This window comes from Paraburkholderia sp. DHOC27, assembly GCF_003429005.1.
Classification (GTDB): domain Bacteria; phylum Pseudomonadota; class Gammaproteobacteria; order Burkholderiales; family Burkholderiaceae; genus Paraburkholderia.
In genome coordinates this window covers 613864-629653 of record NZ_QVQV01000001.1, presented here as the reverse complement: position 1 = coordinate 629653, position 15790 = coordinate 613864, and the positions used below count along the sequence as shown (strand labels likewise).

The following is a 15790-nucleotide window of genomic DNA, read 5'->3' as shown; positions in this document are numbered from 1 at the left end:
AACAGATGCTACGCGCGTAGTTTACTTTACTTGTCGAGGAGAATGCGAAGCATCCGACGCAATGGTTCAGCGGCACCCCACAACAACTGATCGCCGACCGTGAAAGCGGACAGATATTCGCCGCCCATCGCGAGTTTGCGCAGGCGTCCCACCGGCACCGTAAGCGTACCCGTGACGACCGCCGGCGACAGATCGCGGATCGACGCTTCGCGCTCGTTCGGCACCACTTTCACCCAGTCATTGGCCGAAGCGAGGATGCCGTTGATTTCGTCGAGCGGCACGTCCTTGTTCAGCTTGATGGTCAGCGCCTGCGAGTGGCAACGCATGGCGCCGATACGCACGCACAGGCCGTCCACCGGAATCGAACCCGGCGTGCCCATAGCCGGCTTGCCGAGAATCTTGTTGGTTTCCGCGCCGCCTTTCCACTCTTCCTTCGACATGCCGTTGCCGAGATCCTTGTCGATCCACGGAATCAGCGAGCCGGCGAGCGGCACGCCAAAATTGTCGGTCGGCATGCGGTCGCTGTTCATGGCGGCCAGCACGCGGCGGTCGATGTCCAGAATCGCCGATGACGGATCCGCCAGATCTTCCTTCGCCGAGCCGTACAACGTGCCCATCTGCTGCAGCAACTCACGCATGTTTTGCGCGCCCGCGCCCGATGCGGCCTGGTACGTCATGGCCGTCATCCAGTCGACGAGGTTTTCGCGGAACAGACCGCCCAGCGCCATCAGCATCAGGCTGACGGTGCAGTTGCCGCCGATGAAATTCTTCTGACCTTTGACGAGCGCGTTCTTGATCACGTCCAGGTTGACCGGATCGAGAATGATGACCGCGTCGTCCTTCATGCGCAGCGACGAAGCCGCGTCGATCCAGTAACCGTTCCAGCCCGCTGCGCGCAGCTTAGGGAACACCTCATTGGTGTAATCGCCGCCCTGGCAGGAGATGATGGCGTCGCACTTCTTCAGGTCGTCGATGCTCGAAGCATCTTTGAGCTTGGTCTCGTTTTTAGCGAACGACGGCGCGTTGCCGCCCGCGTTGCTGGTGCTGAAAAACACCGGTTCGATCAGATCGAAATCGCCTTCCTGCTGCATACGTTGCATCAGGACGCTGCCGACCATGCCGCGCCAACCTACGAGACCTACGTTCATGACACTTACCCTTCGAGTGGAGGCTTCCCCGCATCTTTGCCCGCAGTGACCGCGCGGGGAAGATGGGCGGGCACGACGGACGATCAGCGAATCGTGATCGTTTTCGGGGTAATCGTTTTGACGAGCGATTTAATGGCCGCTTTTGCGGACACCGTGATCGAAATGGCGATCTCACCCGCACGGGCCGTTTTGCCGTGGAGGTTTGCACTCAAGGAGATTTGAGGAGTCGCCGTCATTTCTACAGTCTACACGAAAACCCGCTTTGAGCAGCCACATTGACCGCTTCTACGCGCGAATGGCCCAAATTGCGGCCAATTCGCCCGATCCTGCCTGTTTGCGTCCGATCTGCTGTTAGCTGTGCGAGGTGCTCACTTCACCGCAGTCAGTACGCATTGCCAACTGACGTCAGCGGATCAAATCAACCGCACGTCAGTGCGCCTCAGCGCGAGGCGGCACCGCGAACGGCGCCGCCATCGCATCATCAGCCTTTGAGTGCGGCAATCACCGCATCGCCCATCGCCGCAGTGCCAACCTGTTTGCAACCCGGCGTCAGGATGTCGCCCGTGCGATACCCTTGCTCCAGCACCTTCTTCACAGCGGTTTCGATGCGATCGGCCTGCTCGGCCTTGTTCAACGAGTAACGCAGCATCATCGCGGCGGAGAGAATCGTGGCCAGCGGATTGGCCACGCCCTTGCCCGCGATATCCGGCGCCGAACCGTGCGACGGCTCGTACAGACCCTTGTTGTTCTTGTCGAGCGAAGCCGAAGGCAACATGCCGATCGAACCCGTCAGCATGGCGGCTTCATCGGAAAGGATGTCGCCGAACATATTGCCAGTGACGATCACGTCGAACGACTTGGGCGCCTTCACCAGTTGCATGGCGGCGTTGTCCACGTACATGTGCGACAGCTCGACGTCCGCGTATTCCTTCGAGACGTCGATCATGATGTCCTTCCAGAACTGCGACGTTTCGAGCACGTTCGCCTTGTCGACCGAGGTCAGCTTCTTGCCGCGCTTTTGCGCCGCCTGAAACGCGACGTGGGCAATGCGGCGCACTTCCGGCTCCGAATAGCGCATCGTGTCGAAACCTTCCTTCGCGCCGGCGAACGGACCGTCCGGCGCTTCACGCAGACCACGCGGCGAGCCGAAGTAAATGTCGCCATTCAGTTCGCGCACGATCAGGATATCGAGGCCCGAGACGATCTCTTCCTTCAGCGACGACGCACCCGTCAGTTGCGGATAGCAGATTGCCGGACGGAAGTTCGCGAACAGTTGCAGGTGCTTGCGCAGACCCAGAATGGCCTGCTCCGGACGCAGTGCGCGTTCGAGCTTGTCGTACTTCCAGTCGCCCACGGCGCCAAACAGGATCGCGTCAGCCTCCTTGGCCAGCGCGAGCGTGGAATCGGGCAACGGGTGGCCCTTCGCTTCGTAACCTGCGCCGCCCACGGGTGCTTCTTCAAGCTCGAACTTCTCGCCGAGCACATTCAACACCTTGACGGCTTCCTTGACGATTTCCGGACCGATGCCGTCGCCCGGCAACACTGCAATCTTCATGCGAAATTCCTCGATTGTTTTCATTCAGGCCTGCGCGCCCGCCACACTACCGTGATGGCAGAGCGCGCCCGATCCATGCAAAGCCAATGCTCCAGCCAACCACGCTCAGCCGACGATACGATGGCCAAGCCAGGGTTGCTTCGTCAGCCGCTCGGCTTCGAACTGGCGGATCTTGTCCGCGTGACGCAGCGTGAGGCCAATGTCGTCGAAGCCGTTCAGCAGGCAATACTTGCGGAACCCTGCCACTTCGAACGAATACTCGGTGCCGTCGCCCACGCGCACGGTTTGCGCTTCGAGGTCGATGGTCAGTTCGAAGCCGTTGAACGCATAGGTTTCGTTGAACAGATGATCGACCTGCTGCTCCGTCAACACGATCGGCAACAGGCCGTTCTTGAAGCAGTTGTTGTAGAAGATGTCCGCGAAACTCGGCGCGATGATGGCGCGGAAGCCGTATTGCTGCAGCGCCCACGGTGCGTGCTCACGCGAACTGCCGCAGCCGAAATTCTTGCGCGCCAGCAGGATCGACGCGCCCTGATAACGCGGCTGGTTCAGCACGAAATCCGGATTGAGCGGACGCTTCGAATTGTCCTGACCCGGCTCGCCGTGATCCAGGTAACGCCATTCGTCGAACGCGTTCGGACCGAAACCGGTGCGCTTGATCGACTTCAGAAACTGCTTCGGAATGATCGCGTCCGTGTCGACGTTCTCGCGATCCAACGGCGCCACGACGCCGGTATGTACGATGAATTTATCCATGACCCATCACTCATCAGAGTAGAGACCGGCGGCTGCGACGCGCTGCGCGCCGCCGGTGGATTGGAAACAAGCCGCGCAAGCTCGAACCAAGCGCGGCTTAGCCGAGCTTGCGAATATCGACGAAGTGCCCTTCGATCGCAGCCGCAGCCGCCATAGCCGGGCTCACCAGGTGCGTACGGCCACCTGCGCCCTGACGCCCTTCGAAGTTACGATTCGACGTGGACGCGCAACGCTCGCCCGGATCGAGCCGGTCGGCGTTCATGGCGAGACACATCGAGCAGCCCGGCTCGCGCCATTCGAAGCCAGCTTCGGTAAACACCTTGTCGAGACCCTCACGCTCGGCCTGCGCTTTCACGAGACCCGAGCCCGGCACGACCATCGCGAGACGGATGTTCGGCGCCACACGACGGCCCAGCTTGCGCACGACGTACGCCGCTGCACGCAGATCTTCAATACGGGCGTTGGTGCACGAACCAATGAAAATCTTGTCCGGCTTGATCGATTCGATAGGCAGGTTCGGTTCGAGCGCCATGTATTTCAGCGCGCGTTCCATTGCGTCACGCTTGACCGGATCTTTCTCGCGTTCCGGGTCCGGCACGCGGCCGTCGATCGCCGTGACCATCTCCGGCGACGTGCCCCACGTGACTTGCGGAACGATTTCCGCGGCGTTCAGTTCCACCACGCGGTCGAACTGCGCGCCGTCATCCGACTTGAACTGCTTCCAGTATTCGACGGCGTGATCCCACTCGACGCCTTCCGGCGAGAACGGCCGGCCCTTCAGGTATTCGATCGTGGTGTCGTCCACGGCGACCATGCCGGCGCGTGCGCCCGCTTCGATCGCCATGTTGCAGACCGTCATGCGGCCTTCCATGCTGAGCGCGCGGATCGTCGAGCCGCCAAACTCGATGGCGTAGCCCGTGCCGCCTGCCGTGCCGATCTTGCCGATGATGGCGAGCACGATGTCTTTCGCGGTGCAGCCACGCGGCAGTTGCCCTTCCACCTTCACCAGCATGTTCTTGCTCTTCTTCTGCAAGAGCGTTTGCGTGGCCAGCACGTGCTCCACTTCCGACGTGCCGATGCCGTGCGCCAGCGCGCCAAACGCACCGTGCGTGGACGTGTGCGAGTCGCCGCAGACAATCGTCATGCCGGGCAGCGTGGCACCTTGTTCCGGCCCGATGATGTGCACGATGCCCTGACGCAGATCGTTCATCTTGAACTGCGTGATGCCGTAGGCGTCGCAATTCGTGTCGAGCGTGTCGACCTGCAGTTTGGAAACCGGATCGGCGATGCCGTGGCTGCGATCCGTGGTGGGTACGTTGTGGTCGGACACGGCCAGATTCGCGCTGATGCGCCACACCGGACGCTCCGCCAGCTTCAGTCCTTCGAACGCCTGCGGGCTCGTCACTTCGTGCAGCAGGTGACGGTCGATGTAAAGAATCGTCGTACCGTCGTCTTCCGTGTGGATCACGTGCGTGTTCCACAATTTGTCGTAGAGAGTCTGTGCCATGGTATGCGGGGGTAGTAGTGGCTGAACAGCAAACTGCGCAGTGAACTGCATCGCGGGGTGCATTGCGGAGTGCGGGCAAGCTGTGTGCGATTGATTATGCCACGCTGATCCGCAAACTGGCTCATCGGATTGGGAAAAAAACCGATAAAAAACAGGGAGTTGGGTGGTAGTGGCGATACCTGTATCGGAGGTGCCCGGCAGACGGCGGGGCGTTGTTTCGTGCATGTACCTGACGCCCGGCGCCTGCGTCCTCGGCTGCAGGTGGGCGAAATTTTGCCAGCAATACGCGCCGGACTGCTCCTGCAAGTTCGAAGCCCAATGTGACGTCGCACAACGAGAAACGCCCCCACGAGTCTCCTCGTGGGGGCGTTTCTCTTGAGTTCCGCGCGCTATGCTTATCGCCGCTTCAAACCGCGACGACTCAACACTCGCTTAACGCTGCTCGACCGACTTCGCTTCGCGCGGCGTATCGCCGACGAACAGCTGACGCGGACGGCCAATCTTTTGTTCCGGATCCGCAATCATTTCGTTCCACTGCGCAATCCAGCCCACCGTACGTGCCATCGCGAAGATGCACGTGAACATGGCGGTCGGGATGCCCAGCGCGCGCTGCACGATGCCCGAGTAGAAGTCGACGTTCGGGTACAGCTTGCGCGACACGAAGTATTCGTCTTCCAGCGCGATCTTTTCCAGTGCCATGGCCAGCTTGAACAGCGGATCGTCGTGCAGGCCCAGTTCTTCCAGCACTTCGTGGCAGGTTTCGCGCATCAGCTTGGCGCGCGGATCGTAGTTCTTGTAGACGCGGTGACCGAAGCCCATCAGCTTCACGCCCGAGTTCTTGTCCTTCACCTGCTTGATGAACTCGGGGATGTTGTCCACCGAGCCAATCTCTTCCAGCATGTTCAGCGCGGCTTCGTTTGCGCCGCCGTGTGCCGGGCCCCACAGGCAGGCGATACCGGCGGCGATACACGCAAACGGATTGGCGCCCGACGAACCGGCCAGACGCACCGTCGAGGTGGACGCGTTTTGTTCGTGGTCAGCGTGCAGGATCAGGATACGGTCGAGCGCGCGCACCAGCACGTCGTTGACCTTGTAGTCTTCGCACGGGTTCGAGAACATCATGTACATGAAGTTCGCGCTGTACGACAGCTCGTTCTTCGGATACACGAACGGCTGGCCGATGCTGTACTTGTACGCCATCGCCACCAGCGTGGGCAGCTTCGCGATCATGCGAATGGCCGACACTTCACGATGACGCGGGTTATTGATGTCCAGCGAGTCGTGATAGAAGGCCGACAATGCGCCCACTGCGGCAACCAGAATCGCCATCGGGTGTGCGTCGCGACGGAAACCGCGGAAGAAGAAGTGCATCTGCTCGTGCACCATCGTGTGCTTCGTGACGGTGTCGACGAACTCTTCCTTCTGCTTCGCATTGGGCAGTTCGCCCTTCAGCAGCAGGTAGCAGGTTTCGAGGAAGTCGGCGTTTTGCGCGAGGTTGTCGATCGGATAGCCGCGGTACAGCAGTTCGCCCTTGTCGCCGTCGATATACGTGATGGCCGAGTTACACGCAGCCGTCGACATAAAGCCCGGGTCGTACGTGAACTTGCCGGTCTGGCCATACAGTTTGCGAATGTCGATCACGTCCGGGCCCATTGTGCCCTTGTAGATCGGCATTTCAACGCTCGGCGAGTTGTCGCTGAACGATAGCGTGGCTTTAACATCTGACGGGGTCATGGCACATCCTCAATCGAAGTATGTAAACAGGGTTTCGATAATTGCACGCGTGGAACAACGTACTGGCTTCGCTCAAGCGGTGCGCAGCAGGTCCAGCACCCGGATCACGTCCGGATCTGCAAGGTCGCCTTCTGGTTCCTTGCGCGCGAGCAGCAAGTCCATCAGGTCGTTATCGCTCAGCTCGAGCAGGCGCGTAAGTGCGCCCACATCGGCGTCGCTGAGGTCATGCTCGTATTTGCCAAAAAAACGGTCAAATATTAGATCGTTTTCCAGCAGGCCACGTCGGGCTCGCCAGCGAAGGCGCGCCCGGCGCAGCGGGTCGGACTGATGCGGTTGTTCCATGTCAGTATGCGCCGGGCCGCCCCCGGCGCGCTGACCGCCCCCCTCGGGGGCGGCAAGTGGTAATGAACGAAAGGGCCGGATCATTACACAGCACGACGAACCATCAATTCCTTGATCTTGCCGATCGCCTTCGTCGGGTTGAGGCCCTTCGGGCACACGTCGACGCAGTTCATGATCGTATGGCAACGGAACAGACGGTACGGGTCTTCCAGGTTGTCGAGACGTTCGCCCGTGGCCTGATCGCGGCTATCTGCGATGAAGCGGTAGGCTTGCAGCAGGCCCGCCGGACCGACGAACTTGTCCGGGTTCCACCAGAAGCTCGGGCACGACGTGGAGCAGCTTGCGCACAGAATGCACTCGTACAGGCCGTCCAGCTCTTCGCGTTCTTCCGGCGATTGCAGACGTTCCTTTTCCGGCGGCGGCGTATCGTTGATCAGGTACGGCTTGATCGAGTGATACTGGTTGAAGAACTGCGTGAAGTCGCAGATCAGGTCGCGCACGACGGGCAGGCCCGGCAGCGGACGCAGCACGATCTTCTGCGGCAGGTCGTTCATGTTGGTCAGGCACGCCAGACCGTTCTTGCCATTGATGTTCATTGCGTCCGAACCGCACACGCCTTCGCGGCACGAGCGACGGAACGACAGCGTTTCATCCAGTGCTTTCAGCTTGAGCAGCGCGTCGAGCAGCATGCGTTCGTGCGAGTCGATTTCGATCTCATACGTTTGCATACGCGGTGCTGCGTCCTTGTCCGGATCGTAGCGGTAGATTTCAAATGTACGCTTGGCCATTTCTGAATTCCTTTGACTTGTGCCTTAGAAGGTACGCGCTTTCGGCGGCACCGATTCGACGGTCAGCGGTTGCATGTGAACCGGCTTGTAGTCGAGGCGGTCGCCTTCGCTGAACCACAGCGTATGGCGCAGCCAGTTTTCGTCGTCGCGATGTTCGAAGTCGTTCTGTGCGTGCGCACCACGGCTTTCCTTGCGCGCTTCGGCTGACACCATCGTGGCGCGTGCCACTTCGATCAGGTTGGCCAGTTCCAGCGCTTCCACACGTGCCGTGTTGAAGACCTTCGACTTGTCCTTCAGGTGGATGTTGTCCACACGCTCGGCCACTTCGCGGATACGTTCCACGCCCTTGGCCAGCAGTTCCGACGTACGGAACACGCCAGCATGCGCCTGCATGGTGGCGCGGATGTCGTTCGCCACGTTCTGCGTGTATTCGCCGGACGAGGACTTGTCAAGCTTGTCGAGACGCGCCAGCGCGAAGTCAGCGGCATCGGCCGGCAGCGGCTTGTGCTCCTTGATTTCCTTCACGTGCTTGACGATGTGGTTGCCGGCCGCGCGGCCGAACACCACCAGGTCGAGCAGCGAGTTCGTGCCGAGGCGGTTGGCACCGTGTACCGACACGCACGAGCATTCGCCCACGGCGTAGAAACCGTTGACCGGCTCTTCGTGACCGCGCGACGTGCCCACGACCTGGCCGTGGATGTTCGTCGGGATACCACCCATCTGATAGTGGATGGTCGGCACAACCGGGATCGGCTCTTTAATGCAATCGACGTTGGCGAACTTCAGCGCGATTTCGCGGATGGACGGCAGACGCTTCATGATCGTCTCGGCGCCGATGTGCGACAGGTCGAGCAGCACGTGATCCTTGTTCGGACCCACGCCGCGGCCTTCCTTGATTTCCTGGTCCATCGAACGCGAAACGAAGTCGCGCGGCGCCAGATCCTTCAGCGTCGGTGCGTAGCGTTCCATGAAACGCTCGCCGTTCGAATTACGCAGAATGCCGCCTTCACCACGCACGCCTTCGGTAATCAGCACGCCCGCGCCGGCCACGCCGGTGGGGTGGAATTGCCAGAATTCCATGTCTTGCAGCGCGATGCCCGAACGCGCAGCCATACCCAGGCCGTCACCGGTGTTGATGAACGCGTTGGTGGACGCCGCGAAGATGCGGCCCGCGCCGCCCGTGGCGAACAGCGTGGTCTTGCCTTCGAGGATGTAGACGTCGCCGGTTTCCATTTCCAGCGCGGTCACGCCCAGCACGTCGCCGTCGGCGTCGCGGATCAGATCCAGCGCCATCCATTCGACGAAGAACTGCGTGCGTGCTGCGACGTTCTGCTGATACAGCGTGTGCAGCAGCGCGTGACCGGTACGGTCAGCCGCCGCGCAGGCGCGTTGCACCGGCTTCTCGCCGTAGTTGGCCGTGTGGCCGCCGAACGGACGCTGGTAGATGGTGCCGTCTGCGTTACGGTCGAACGGCATGCCCATGTGTTCGAGTTCGTAGACAGCGTTCGGTGCTTCGCGGCACATGAACTCGATCGCATCCTGGTCGCCGAGCCAGTCGGAACCCTTGATCGTGTCGTAGAAGTGGTAATGCCAGTTGTCTTCGCTCATGTTGCCGAGCGATGCGCCGATGCCGCCTTGCGCCGCGACCGTGTGCGAGCGCGTGGGGAACACCTTGGACAGCACGCACACCGACAGACCCGCACGCGCGAGTTGCAGCGAAGCGCGCATCCCCGAGCCGCCAGCGCCGACGATAACCACGTCAAACTTGCGACGCGGCAGAGAATTCTTGATTGCAGCCATTCTTTTATACTCTCCAGAGAATCTGCGCAGCGTAGCCGGCACACGCCAGCAGCCAGACGATCGTCAGGGCCTGAAGGAGGAGACGCACACCGACGGGCTTGATGTAGTCCATCCAGATGTCGCGCACACCTACCCACGCGTGGTAGAACAGGGACAAGAGCGTCACGAAGGTGGCGAGCTTCATCCACTGCGTCGCGAAGATCGACGCCCAGCCGTCGTACGAGAAATCATGCGCACCGAAGAACCACACGAGCAGGATGATCGTGTAGATCGCCATGATGGTGGCGGTAATGCGTTGTGCGAGCCAGTCGCGCAGGCCGTAGTGCGCGCCGACGACGAGACGCTTCGGGCCGATCCGGTTGTTAGCAGCCATTTTTTTAGAATGCTCCGAAGAGTTTGAGCGCGAATGCAATCGTCAGAACGGACGAGACGACCAGCACGATAATGGAAGTTTGCTTGCCCTTCTCTTTGGTCGTGAGGCTATGGCTCGTGTCCATGAACAGGTGCCGCACGCCAGCGCAGAAGTGAAACAGGAAGGCCCACGCGAGAACCAGCGTGATGAGCTTGACGATGATGTTGGAGAGGAAGCCCTTGAAGACGTCAAAGCTCAGCTCTGAAGTAAGGCTTTGATCGAAGAGGTACAGCAGGAACGGAAGAAAAATAAACAGCAACAACCCGCTGACGCGATGCAGGATGGAGACGCGCCCCGCGAGCGGTAGGCGATATGCCATCGTTATTTGCCCGATACCGATGTTCCGGAATTCCGGCCTCGGTTTTTTTACGGCTTCAGCCATGCTAGACCCCTACTATGTAGTAACACTAATCCGCAATTTTAGCGCCTTTTTATATCGCGCTGCAGCGAAAAACCCCACGGGCCCCTTGCTGCATGCGTGACAAAGGCGTCTTCAGGTGGGTCCACGCGCAAGGCGCGGGACCTCAAAGATAACGCTAATGCCCACCTGGGCGCATCGAACCGGCCAACCTTCGCGCTCGCCTGTACCTCGGCTCAGCTGAGGTCGTTCTGATAGTAATACCCGGTTGTGACATACCATCCGCGCCGTACTTCGACCGGACGGTCTCCATAGGTATAGGACACGCGCTCCACCGATAGCAATGGAAATCCTGGCGGCACCTGCAGCGCGTCGGCCACCGAGGGATCCGCCGCGACCGCGCGAATCTTCTCGGAAGCCCTGATCATGCGGGTGCCGAACTCGGTTTCGAACATCGCGTAGAGCGGTCCTTTGTACTCCGAAAGCCGCTCCAGCGTGAGGCCGCGAAACATCACACCGGGCAGCCAGATCTCGTCGAGCACGGTGGTCTCGCCGTCGAACTGCAGCAGACGTTTGATCAGTACCACCGGGTCGGCGGCCTTGAGTTCGAGTTGCCTTGCGATGTCCGCCGTGGCGCGCAGCCGCCGGCATTCGAGCAGGTGACTGACGTGGGGATGCTCGGCGCCGTCATCGGCCAGTAACCTCAGGAAGCGAAACTGGGCGCGATCTTCGTTGTGCGTTGCAACAAAAGTACCCTTGCCCTGACGCCTGACCAGCAGGTTATCCGCGGCCAGTTCGTCGATCGCTTTACGGACCGTGCCCTGGCTTACCTTGAAACGCGCGGCGAGTTCGACCTCGCTCGGAATGATTTCACCAGGCTTCCATTCCCCTGACTCCAGACTCTGCGTAATCAACCCTTTGATCTGCTGATACAACGGGCTGAAAGTGGGTGACGTGGCGGCAGGCGCAGCCGCAGGCACGCCTTCGCCGGGTCCCGCAGGGCCGAGCGGATTCACGGTACTCGCCGGGTTCGAAGTCATCCGCGCATTTCATCATAAAGGCGCCGCCGCCGTCTAGCGCTTTCCCGGCAATAGATATGTCTTATATAAGACATAAGATAGTGTTGACTTTGTGTTTGCCGACTCCTACACTCCTTGGCGAGCAAGGGTTTGCGGGCAATCGCGCGGGCTTTTCCGGTGCTGTCCGGAACGCCGCCAACCGCCGGGCGCCACTCTGCATCATGCTGTTCTCTCATGCGGTCCCGCTTTCGATTCGCCGGTCTTTGTCCCGTCAGACGCTTCGGAAACACGCCATTGCAGGAGCCGGCACCATGCAGTGGCAGCCGGCGCTGCGTGTGTCTTGCGTGCCTCGCTCCGCTGCACAGGTTTCCGGCATGGCCTCTTCGCCGCAACGCATTGCGCGGCCTCAGCTGCGGTTTCCGCCCCTGAGGGCCGCATATCAGCGTGACGGGTGAATTGCGCCGTGTTTCACAACGCTTCGCCTAACGCGCATATAGAATGGCGTTTTCCCTAGCGTCTAACGCATCGTCCTGGAGAATTCTCAATGGCTAAGCCCGCAAAGCGCGTTGCCGTCACCGGCGCCGCAGGTCAAATCGCTTACTCCCTGCTGTTCCGCATTGCCAATGGCGATCTGCTTGGCAAGGACCAGCCCGTCGTCCTGCAACTGCTGGATCTGCCGCAAGCGCAAGCCGCAGTCAAAGGCGTCGTGATGGAACTGGATGATTGCGCGTTCCCGCTGCTGTCGGGCGTCGTGATCACGGACGACCCCAAGGTCGCCTTCAAGGACGCTGACATCGCCCTGCTAGTCGGTGCGCGCCCGCGTTCGAAAGGCATGGAACGTAAGGACCTGCTGTCGGCCAACGCCGAGATCTTCACGGTGCAAGGCAAGGCGCTGAACGAAGTCGCCAGCCGCGACGTGAAGGTGCTGGTGGTCGGCAACCCGGCCAACACGAACGCTTACATCGCCATGAAGTCGGCGCCGGATCTGCCGAAGAAGAACTTCACCGCCATGCTGCGCCTCGACCACAACCGCGCGCTGTCGCAACTGGCTGCCAAGTCGGGCAAGCCGGTCGCTTCGATCGAAAAGCTGGCCGTGTGGGGCAACCACTCGCCGACCATGTACCCGGATTTCCGCGTTGCTACGGTTGACGGCCAGTCGCTGACCAAGCTGATCAACGACGACGAATGGAACCGCAACACGTTCATCCCGACTGTCGGCAAGCGCGGCGCAGCGATCATCGAAGCGCGCGGCCTGTCGTCGGCAGCTTCGGCAGCGAATGCAGCCATCGACCACGTGCGCGACTGGGTGCTCGGCACCAACGGCAAGTGGGTCACCATGGGCATTCCGTCGGACGGCTCGTATGGCATCCCGGAAGACATCATCTACGGCGTGCCGGTCACGTGTGAAAACGGCGAGTACAAGCGTGTGGAAGGCCTCGAAATCGACGCGTTCTCGCGCGAGAAGATGGACGGCACGCTGAACGAGTTGCTCGAAGAGCGCGAAGGCGTGCAACACCTGCTCGGCTAAGCGCCTGATGCAGACAAACCGGGACTCCGTTGCACGCCGACGGGTTCCGGTTTTTTACATCCCAGTTGGTCCTTTCAGTTTTTCAACGAGAATCCACGCCCCTGACGCCGAAGATGCGCGCCCTGACACCCGCCGAAGTGCTGTTTGACGGCGAAGCGCCGCCCACCGTACTGCCTGCCTGCGACCACTACGCCGGCAGCGAGAAGCTGATGCTGAAATCGCTCGCTTTGCAGCAGGAACTGGGGCCGGTGTTCGACATCACGCTCGACTGCGAAGACGGCGCCCAGGTGGGCCGTGAAGCCGGGCATGCCGAGCTGGTGGCGTCGCTGCTAGGCAGCGAGCATGACCGCTTTGGCCGCGTCGGCGTACGGATTCACGATTTCCATCACGCGCATTGGCGCGACGATGTGCGGTTGATCTTGCGCGCCGCGAAGCGCGCGCCCGCGTTCATTACCCTGCCCAAAATCCGCAGCGTGCCCGATGCCGCCGAAATGTGCGCGTTCATCGAAGCGACGCGGCGTGAAATGAACATTGCGCAAGCCATCCCTGTGCAACTGCTGGTCGAGACACACGGCGCGCTGACGCGCGCCTTCGACCTGGCGGCCCTACCGGGCGTCGAAGCGTTGAGCTTCGGCCTGATGGACTTCGTCTCTGCGCACGACGGCGCCATTCCCGACAGCGCGATGCGCTCGCCCGGCCAGTTCGATCATCCGCTGGTGCGGCGCGCCAAGCTCGAAATCTCCGCGGCGTGCCATGCGTACGGCAAGGTGCCGTCGCATAACGTCAGCACGGAAGTGCGCGACATGAGCGTAGTGGCCAACGACGCCACCCGCGCGCGCAATGAATTCGGCTACACGCGGATGTGGAGCATCCATCCGGCGCAGGTGCCGGTCATCGTCGCGGCCTTCGCGCCGCGCGATGAAGAGATCACCACGGCCGCCGAAATCCTGCTAGCCGCGCAGTCCGCCCACTGGGGCCCGACGCGTCACCACGACACGCTGCATGACCGCGCCAGCTACCGCTACTACTGGTCGGTGCTGCGCCGCGCCCGCTCCACCGGGCGCCAGGTGCCCGCTGAAGCTGCCCCGCTCTTCACGACAGAAAACGTCACTGACAGCACCGGTTCGCCGAAGGAGGCCGCACGATGAGCACGCCTGTGAACACCTCGAATCTCACACCGGGCGCCGCTTTCCGCGCCGCGGTGGCTGCGGAGAAACCGTTGCAGGTGGTAGGCGCCATCAACGCCAATCACGCGCTGCTCGCGAAACACGCGGGCTTCAAGGCCATTTACGTTTCCGGTGGCGGCGTGTCTGCCGGCTCGCTCGGTTTGCCTGATCTGGGCATTTCCACGCTGGACGACGTGTTGATCGACGTGCGCCGTATCACGGACGTGTGCGATCTGCCCGTGCTGGTGGACGTGGATACGGGTTTTGGCCCGTCGGCGTTCAACATCGCCCGCACGGTCAAGTCGCTCATCAAGGCCGGCGCCGGTGCGATGCATATCGAAGATCAGGTGGGCGCGAAACGTTGTGGCCACCGGCCCGGCAAGGCCATCGTCTCGCTGGACGAGATGGTCGATCGCATCAAGGCAGCCGTCGACGCCCGCACCGATCCGAATTTCGTCATCATGGCCCGCACCGACGCGCTCGCCGTGGACGGTCTGCAAGCCGCGATGGATCGCGCCGCCGCCTGTGTCGAAGCCGGCGCCGACATGATCTTCCCCGAGGCGATGACCGAACTCGGCATGTACCGGCAGTTCGCGCAGGCCGTGAAGGTGCCGATCCTTGCCAACATCACCGAATTCGGCGCCACGCCCCTCTTTACGTTGGATGAACTGCGCGGCGCGGATGTCTCGCTGGTGCTGTATCCGCTGTCCGCCTTCCGCGCCATGAACAAGGCCGCGGAGAACGTGTACGGCGCGATTCGCCGCGACGGCACGCAGCAGGCAGTGGTCGACACCATGCAAACGCGCGCGGAACTGTACGAAAGCATCGGCTACTACGCTTACGAACAGAAACTCGACACGCTGTTCAACCAGAAGAAATGAGCGGGCAACCAGGAGAGTGCGGGAGATGAGCGAGAAGACGCAAGCAGCAGCAGCGGCACCGGCCGAAGGCGCAGCACCTGGCGCATTCAAGCCGAAAAAATCCGTCGCGCTTTCGGGCGTGACCGCGGGCAACACCGCACTGTGCACGGTGGGCAAGACGGGCAACGACCTGCACTACCGCGGCTACGACATTCTCGATATCGCCAGCGGCTGCGAATTCGAGGAAATCGCCTATTTGCTGGTACACGAGAAGCTGCCCACCCAGGCCGAGCTGACCGCCTACAAGGCCAAGGTGAAGGCGCTGCGCGGCCTGCCGGCCAACGTGAAAGCCGCGCTGGAATGGATTCCGGCCGCCGCCCATCCGATGGACGTGATGCGCACCGGCGTCTCCGTGCTCGGCACCGTGCTGCCTGAGAAGGACGACCACAACCTGCCCGGCGCGCGCGACATCGCCGACCGGCTGATGGCCTCGCTCGGCTCGATGCTGCTCTACTGGTACCACTACTCGCACAACGGCAAGCGCATCGAGGTGGAGACCGACGACGATTCGATCGGCGGCCACTTCCTGCATCTGCTGCACGGCGTCGAGCCGTCGAAGTCGTGGGTCGAGGCGATGCACACGTCGCTGAACCTGTACGCCGAGCACGAATTCAACGCGTCGACCTTCACCGGCCGCGTAATCGCCGGCACGGGCTCGGACATGTACTCGGCGCTCACCGGCGCGATCGGCGCGCTGCGCGGTCCGAAACATGGCGGCGCCAATGAGGTGGCCTTCGAGATCCAGTCGCGCTACGCC

15 protein-coding genes are annotated in these 15790 nt (G+C 61.5%); 4 read left to right on the top strand and 11 right to left on the bottom strand.

Translation table 11 applies throughout. The features are described from left to right. Nucleotides 1-26: 26 nt before the first annotated feature. From asd to D0B32_RS02730, 11 genes are all read right to left on the bottom strand, one after another. Nucleotides 27-1148: an aspartate-semialdehyde dehydrogenase gene (gene asd, locus D0B32_RS02780; RefSeq protein ID WP_117332144.1), complete on the bottom strand. Its 1122-nt coding sequence runs from the start codon at nt 1146-1148 to the stop codon at nt 27-29. A 481-nt stretch (nt 1149-1629) separates the two neighbouring features. Continuing rightward, on the bottom strand, nt 1630-2703 hold the full coding sequence (leuB, locus tag D0B32_RS02775) for a 3-isopropylmalate dehydrogenase (RefSeq protein WP_117332143.1): 1074 nt from the start codon (nt 2701-2703) through the stop codon (nt 1630-1632). A 105-nt stretch (nt 2704-2808) separates the two neighbouring features. After that, on the bottom strand, nt 2809-3459 hold the full coding sequence (leuD, locus tag D0B32_RS02770; RefSeq protein ID WP_117332142.1) for a 3-isopropylmalate dehydratase small subunit: 651 nt from the start codon (nt 3457-3459) through the stop codon (nt 2809-2811). Nucleotides 3460-3556: 97 nt separating this feature from the next. Further along, nucleotides 3557-4966, bottom strand: a complete 1410-nt coding sequence (gene leuC / locus D0B32_RS02765) for a 3-isopropylmalate dehydratase large subunit (protein ID WP_117332141.1) — start codon at nt 4964-4966, stop codon at nt 3557-3559. Nucleotides 4967-5398: 432 nt separating this feature from the next. Next, nucleotides 5399-6700: a citrate synthase gene (gene gltA / locus D0B32_RS02760; RefSeq protein ID WP_117332140.1), complete on the bottom strand. Its 1302-nt coding sequence runs from the start codon at nt 6698-6700 to the stop codon at nt 5399-5401. Between the two features lie 72 nt (nt 6701-6772). Then, nucleotides 6773-7042: a succinate dehydrogenase assembly factor 2 gene (locus D0B32_RS02755; protein WP_117332139.1), complete on the bottom strand. Its 270-nt coding sequence runs from the start codon at nt 7040-7042 to the stop codon at nt 6773-6775. A gap of 83 nt (nt 7043-7125) precedes the next feature. Next, the gene (locus D0B32_RS02750; protein ID WP_117332138.1) at nt 7126-7830 is read right to left on the bottom strand and encodes a succinate dehydrogenase iron-sulfur subunit; all 705 of its coding nucleotides are present in this window, start codon (nt 7828-7830) and stop codon (nt 7126-7128) included. Nucleotides 7831-7854: 24 nt separating this feature from the next. Next, a complete protein-coding gene (sdhA, locus tag D0B32_RS02745) occupies nt 7855-9630 on the bottom strand; it encodes a succinate dehydrogenase flavoprotein subunit (protein WP_117332137.1) in 1776 nt (591 codons plus the stop codon). 4 nt (nt 9631-9634) lie between these two features. Beyond that, the gene (sdhD, locus tag D0B32_RS02740) at nt 9635-10003 is read right to left on the bottom strand and encodes a succinate dehydrogenase, hydrophobic membrane anchor protein (protein ID WP_117332136.1); all 369 of its coding nucleotides are present in this window, start codon (nt 10001-10003) and stop codon (nt 9635-9637) included. Between the two features lie 4 nt (nt 10004-10007). After that, nucleotides 10008-10424, bottom strand: a complete 417-nt coding sequence (gene sdhC / locus D0B32_RS02735; RefSeq protein ID WP_117332135.1) for a succinate dehydrogenase, cytochrome b556 subunit — start codon at nt 10422-10424, stop codon at nt 10008-10010. 212 nt (nt 10425-10636) lie between these two features. Then, complete coding sequence (locus D0B32_RS02730) at nt 10637-11440, bottom strand: GntR family transcriptional regulator (RefSeq protein ID WP_117332134.1); 804 nt, start codon at nt 11438-11440, stop codon at nt 10637-10639. A gap of 523 nt (nt 11441-11963) precedes the next feature. Here D0B32_RS02730 and D0B32_RS02725 point away from each other — a divergent pair. The 4 genes from D0B32_RS02725 to D0B32_RS02710 all read left to right on the top strand — a co-directional run. Beyond that, nucleotides 11964-12947, top strand: a complete 984-nt coding sequence (locus D0B32_RS02725; RefSeq protein WP_117332133.1) for a malate dehydrogenase — start codon at nt 11964-11966, stop codon at nt 12945-12947. Between the two features lie 113 nt (nt 12948-13060). Then, nucleotides 13061-14095, top strand: coding sequence for a CoA ester lyase (locus tag D0B32_RS02720; protein WP_117332132.1), 1035 nt, complete (start codon nt 13061-13063; stop codon nt 14093-14095). Further along, nucleotides 14092-14994 (top strand): methylisocitrate lyase, encoded by a 903-nt coding sequence (gene prpB, locus D0B32_RS02715; RefSeq protein WP_220444896.1) that lies wholly within the window; start codon nt 14092-14094, stop codon nt 14992-14994. Before D0B32_RS02720 ends, prpB begins: the two co-directional genes overlap by 4 nt. Nucleotides 14995-15019: 25 nt before the next feature. Beyond that, nucleotides 15020-15790, top strand: a 771-nt coding sequence (locus D0B32_RS02710) for a citrate/2-methylcitrate synthase (protein ID WP_310591176.1), incomplete at its 3' end; no start/stop codon positions are given.

Bases quoted from the DNA above. Each gene is read 5' to 3' on its own strand.
- asd (WP_117332144.1), bottom strand. From the start codon at position 1,148: ATGAACGTAGGTCTCGTAGGTTGGCGCGGCATGGTCGGCAGCGTCCTG.
- prpB (WP_220444896.1), top strand. From the start codon at position 14,092: ATGAGCACGCCTGTGAACACCTCGAATCTCACACCGGGCGCCGCTTTC.
- D0B32_RS02755 (WP_117332139.1), bottom strand. From the start codon at position 7,042: ATGGAACAACCGCATCAGTCCGACCCGCTGCGCCGGGCGCGCCTTCGC.
- leuB (WP_117332143.1), bottom strand. From the start codon at position 2,703: ATGAAGATTGCAGTGTTGCCGGGCGACGGCATCGGTCCGGAAATCGTC.
- D0B32_RS02720 (WP_117332132.1), top strand. From the start codon at position 13,061: ATGCGCGCCCTGACACCCGCCGAAGTGCTGTTTGACGGCGAAGCGCCG.
- D0B32_RS02730 (WP_117332134.1), bottom strand. From the start codon at position 11,440: ATGACTTCGAACCCGGCGAGTACCGTGAATCCGCTCGGCCCTGCGGGA.
- D0B32_RS02750 (WP_117332138.1), bottom strand. From the start codon at position 7,830: ATGGCCAAGCGTACATTTGAAATCTACCGCTACGATCCGGACAAGGAC.
- sdhC (WP_117332135.1), bottom strand. From the start codon at position 10,424: ATGGCTGAAGCCGTAAAAAAACCGAGGCCGGAATTCCGGAACATCGGT.
- gltA (WP_117332140.1), bottom strand. From the start codon at position 6,700: ATGACCCCGTCAGATGTTAAAGCCACGCTATCGTTCAGCGACAACTCG.
- D0B32_RS02725 (WP_117332133.1), top strand. From the start codon at position 11,964: ATGGCTAAGCCCGCAAAGCGCGTTGCCGTCACCGGCGCCGCAGGTCAA.
- leuD (WP_117332142.1), bottom strand. From the start codon at position 3,459: ATGGATAAATTCATCGTACATACCGGCGTCGTGGCGCCGTTGGATCGC.
- leuC (WP_117332141.1), bottom strand. From the start codon at position 4,966: ATGGCACAGACTCTCTACGACAAATTGTGGAACACGCACGTGATCCAC.
- sdhA (WP_117332137.1), bottom strand. From the start codon at position 9,630: ATGGCTGCAATCAAGAATTCTCTGCCGCGTCGCAAGTTTGACGTGGTT.
- sdhD (WP_117332136.1), bottom strand. From the start codon at position 10,003: ATGGCTGCTAACAACCGGATCGGCCCGAAGCGTCTCGTCGTCGGCGCG.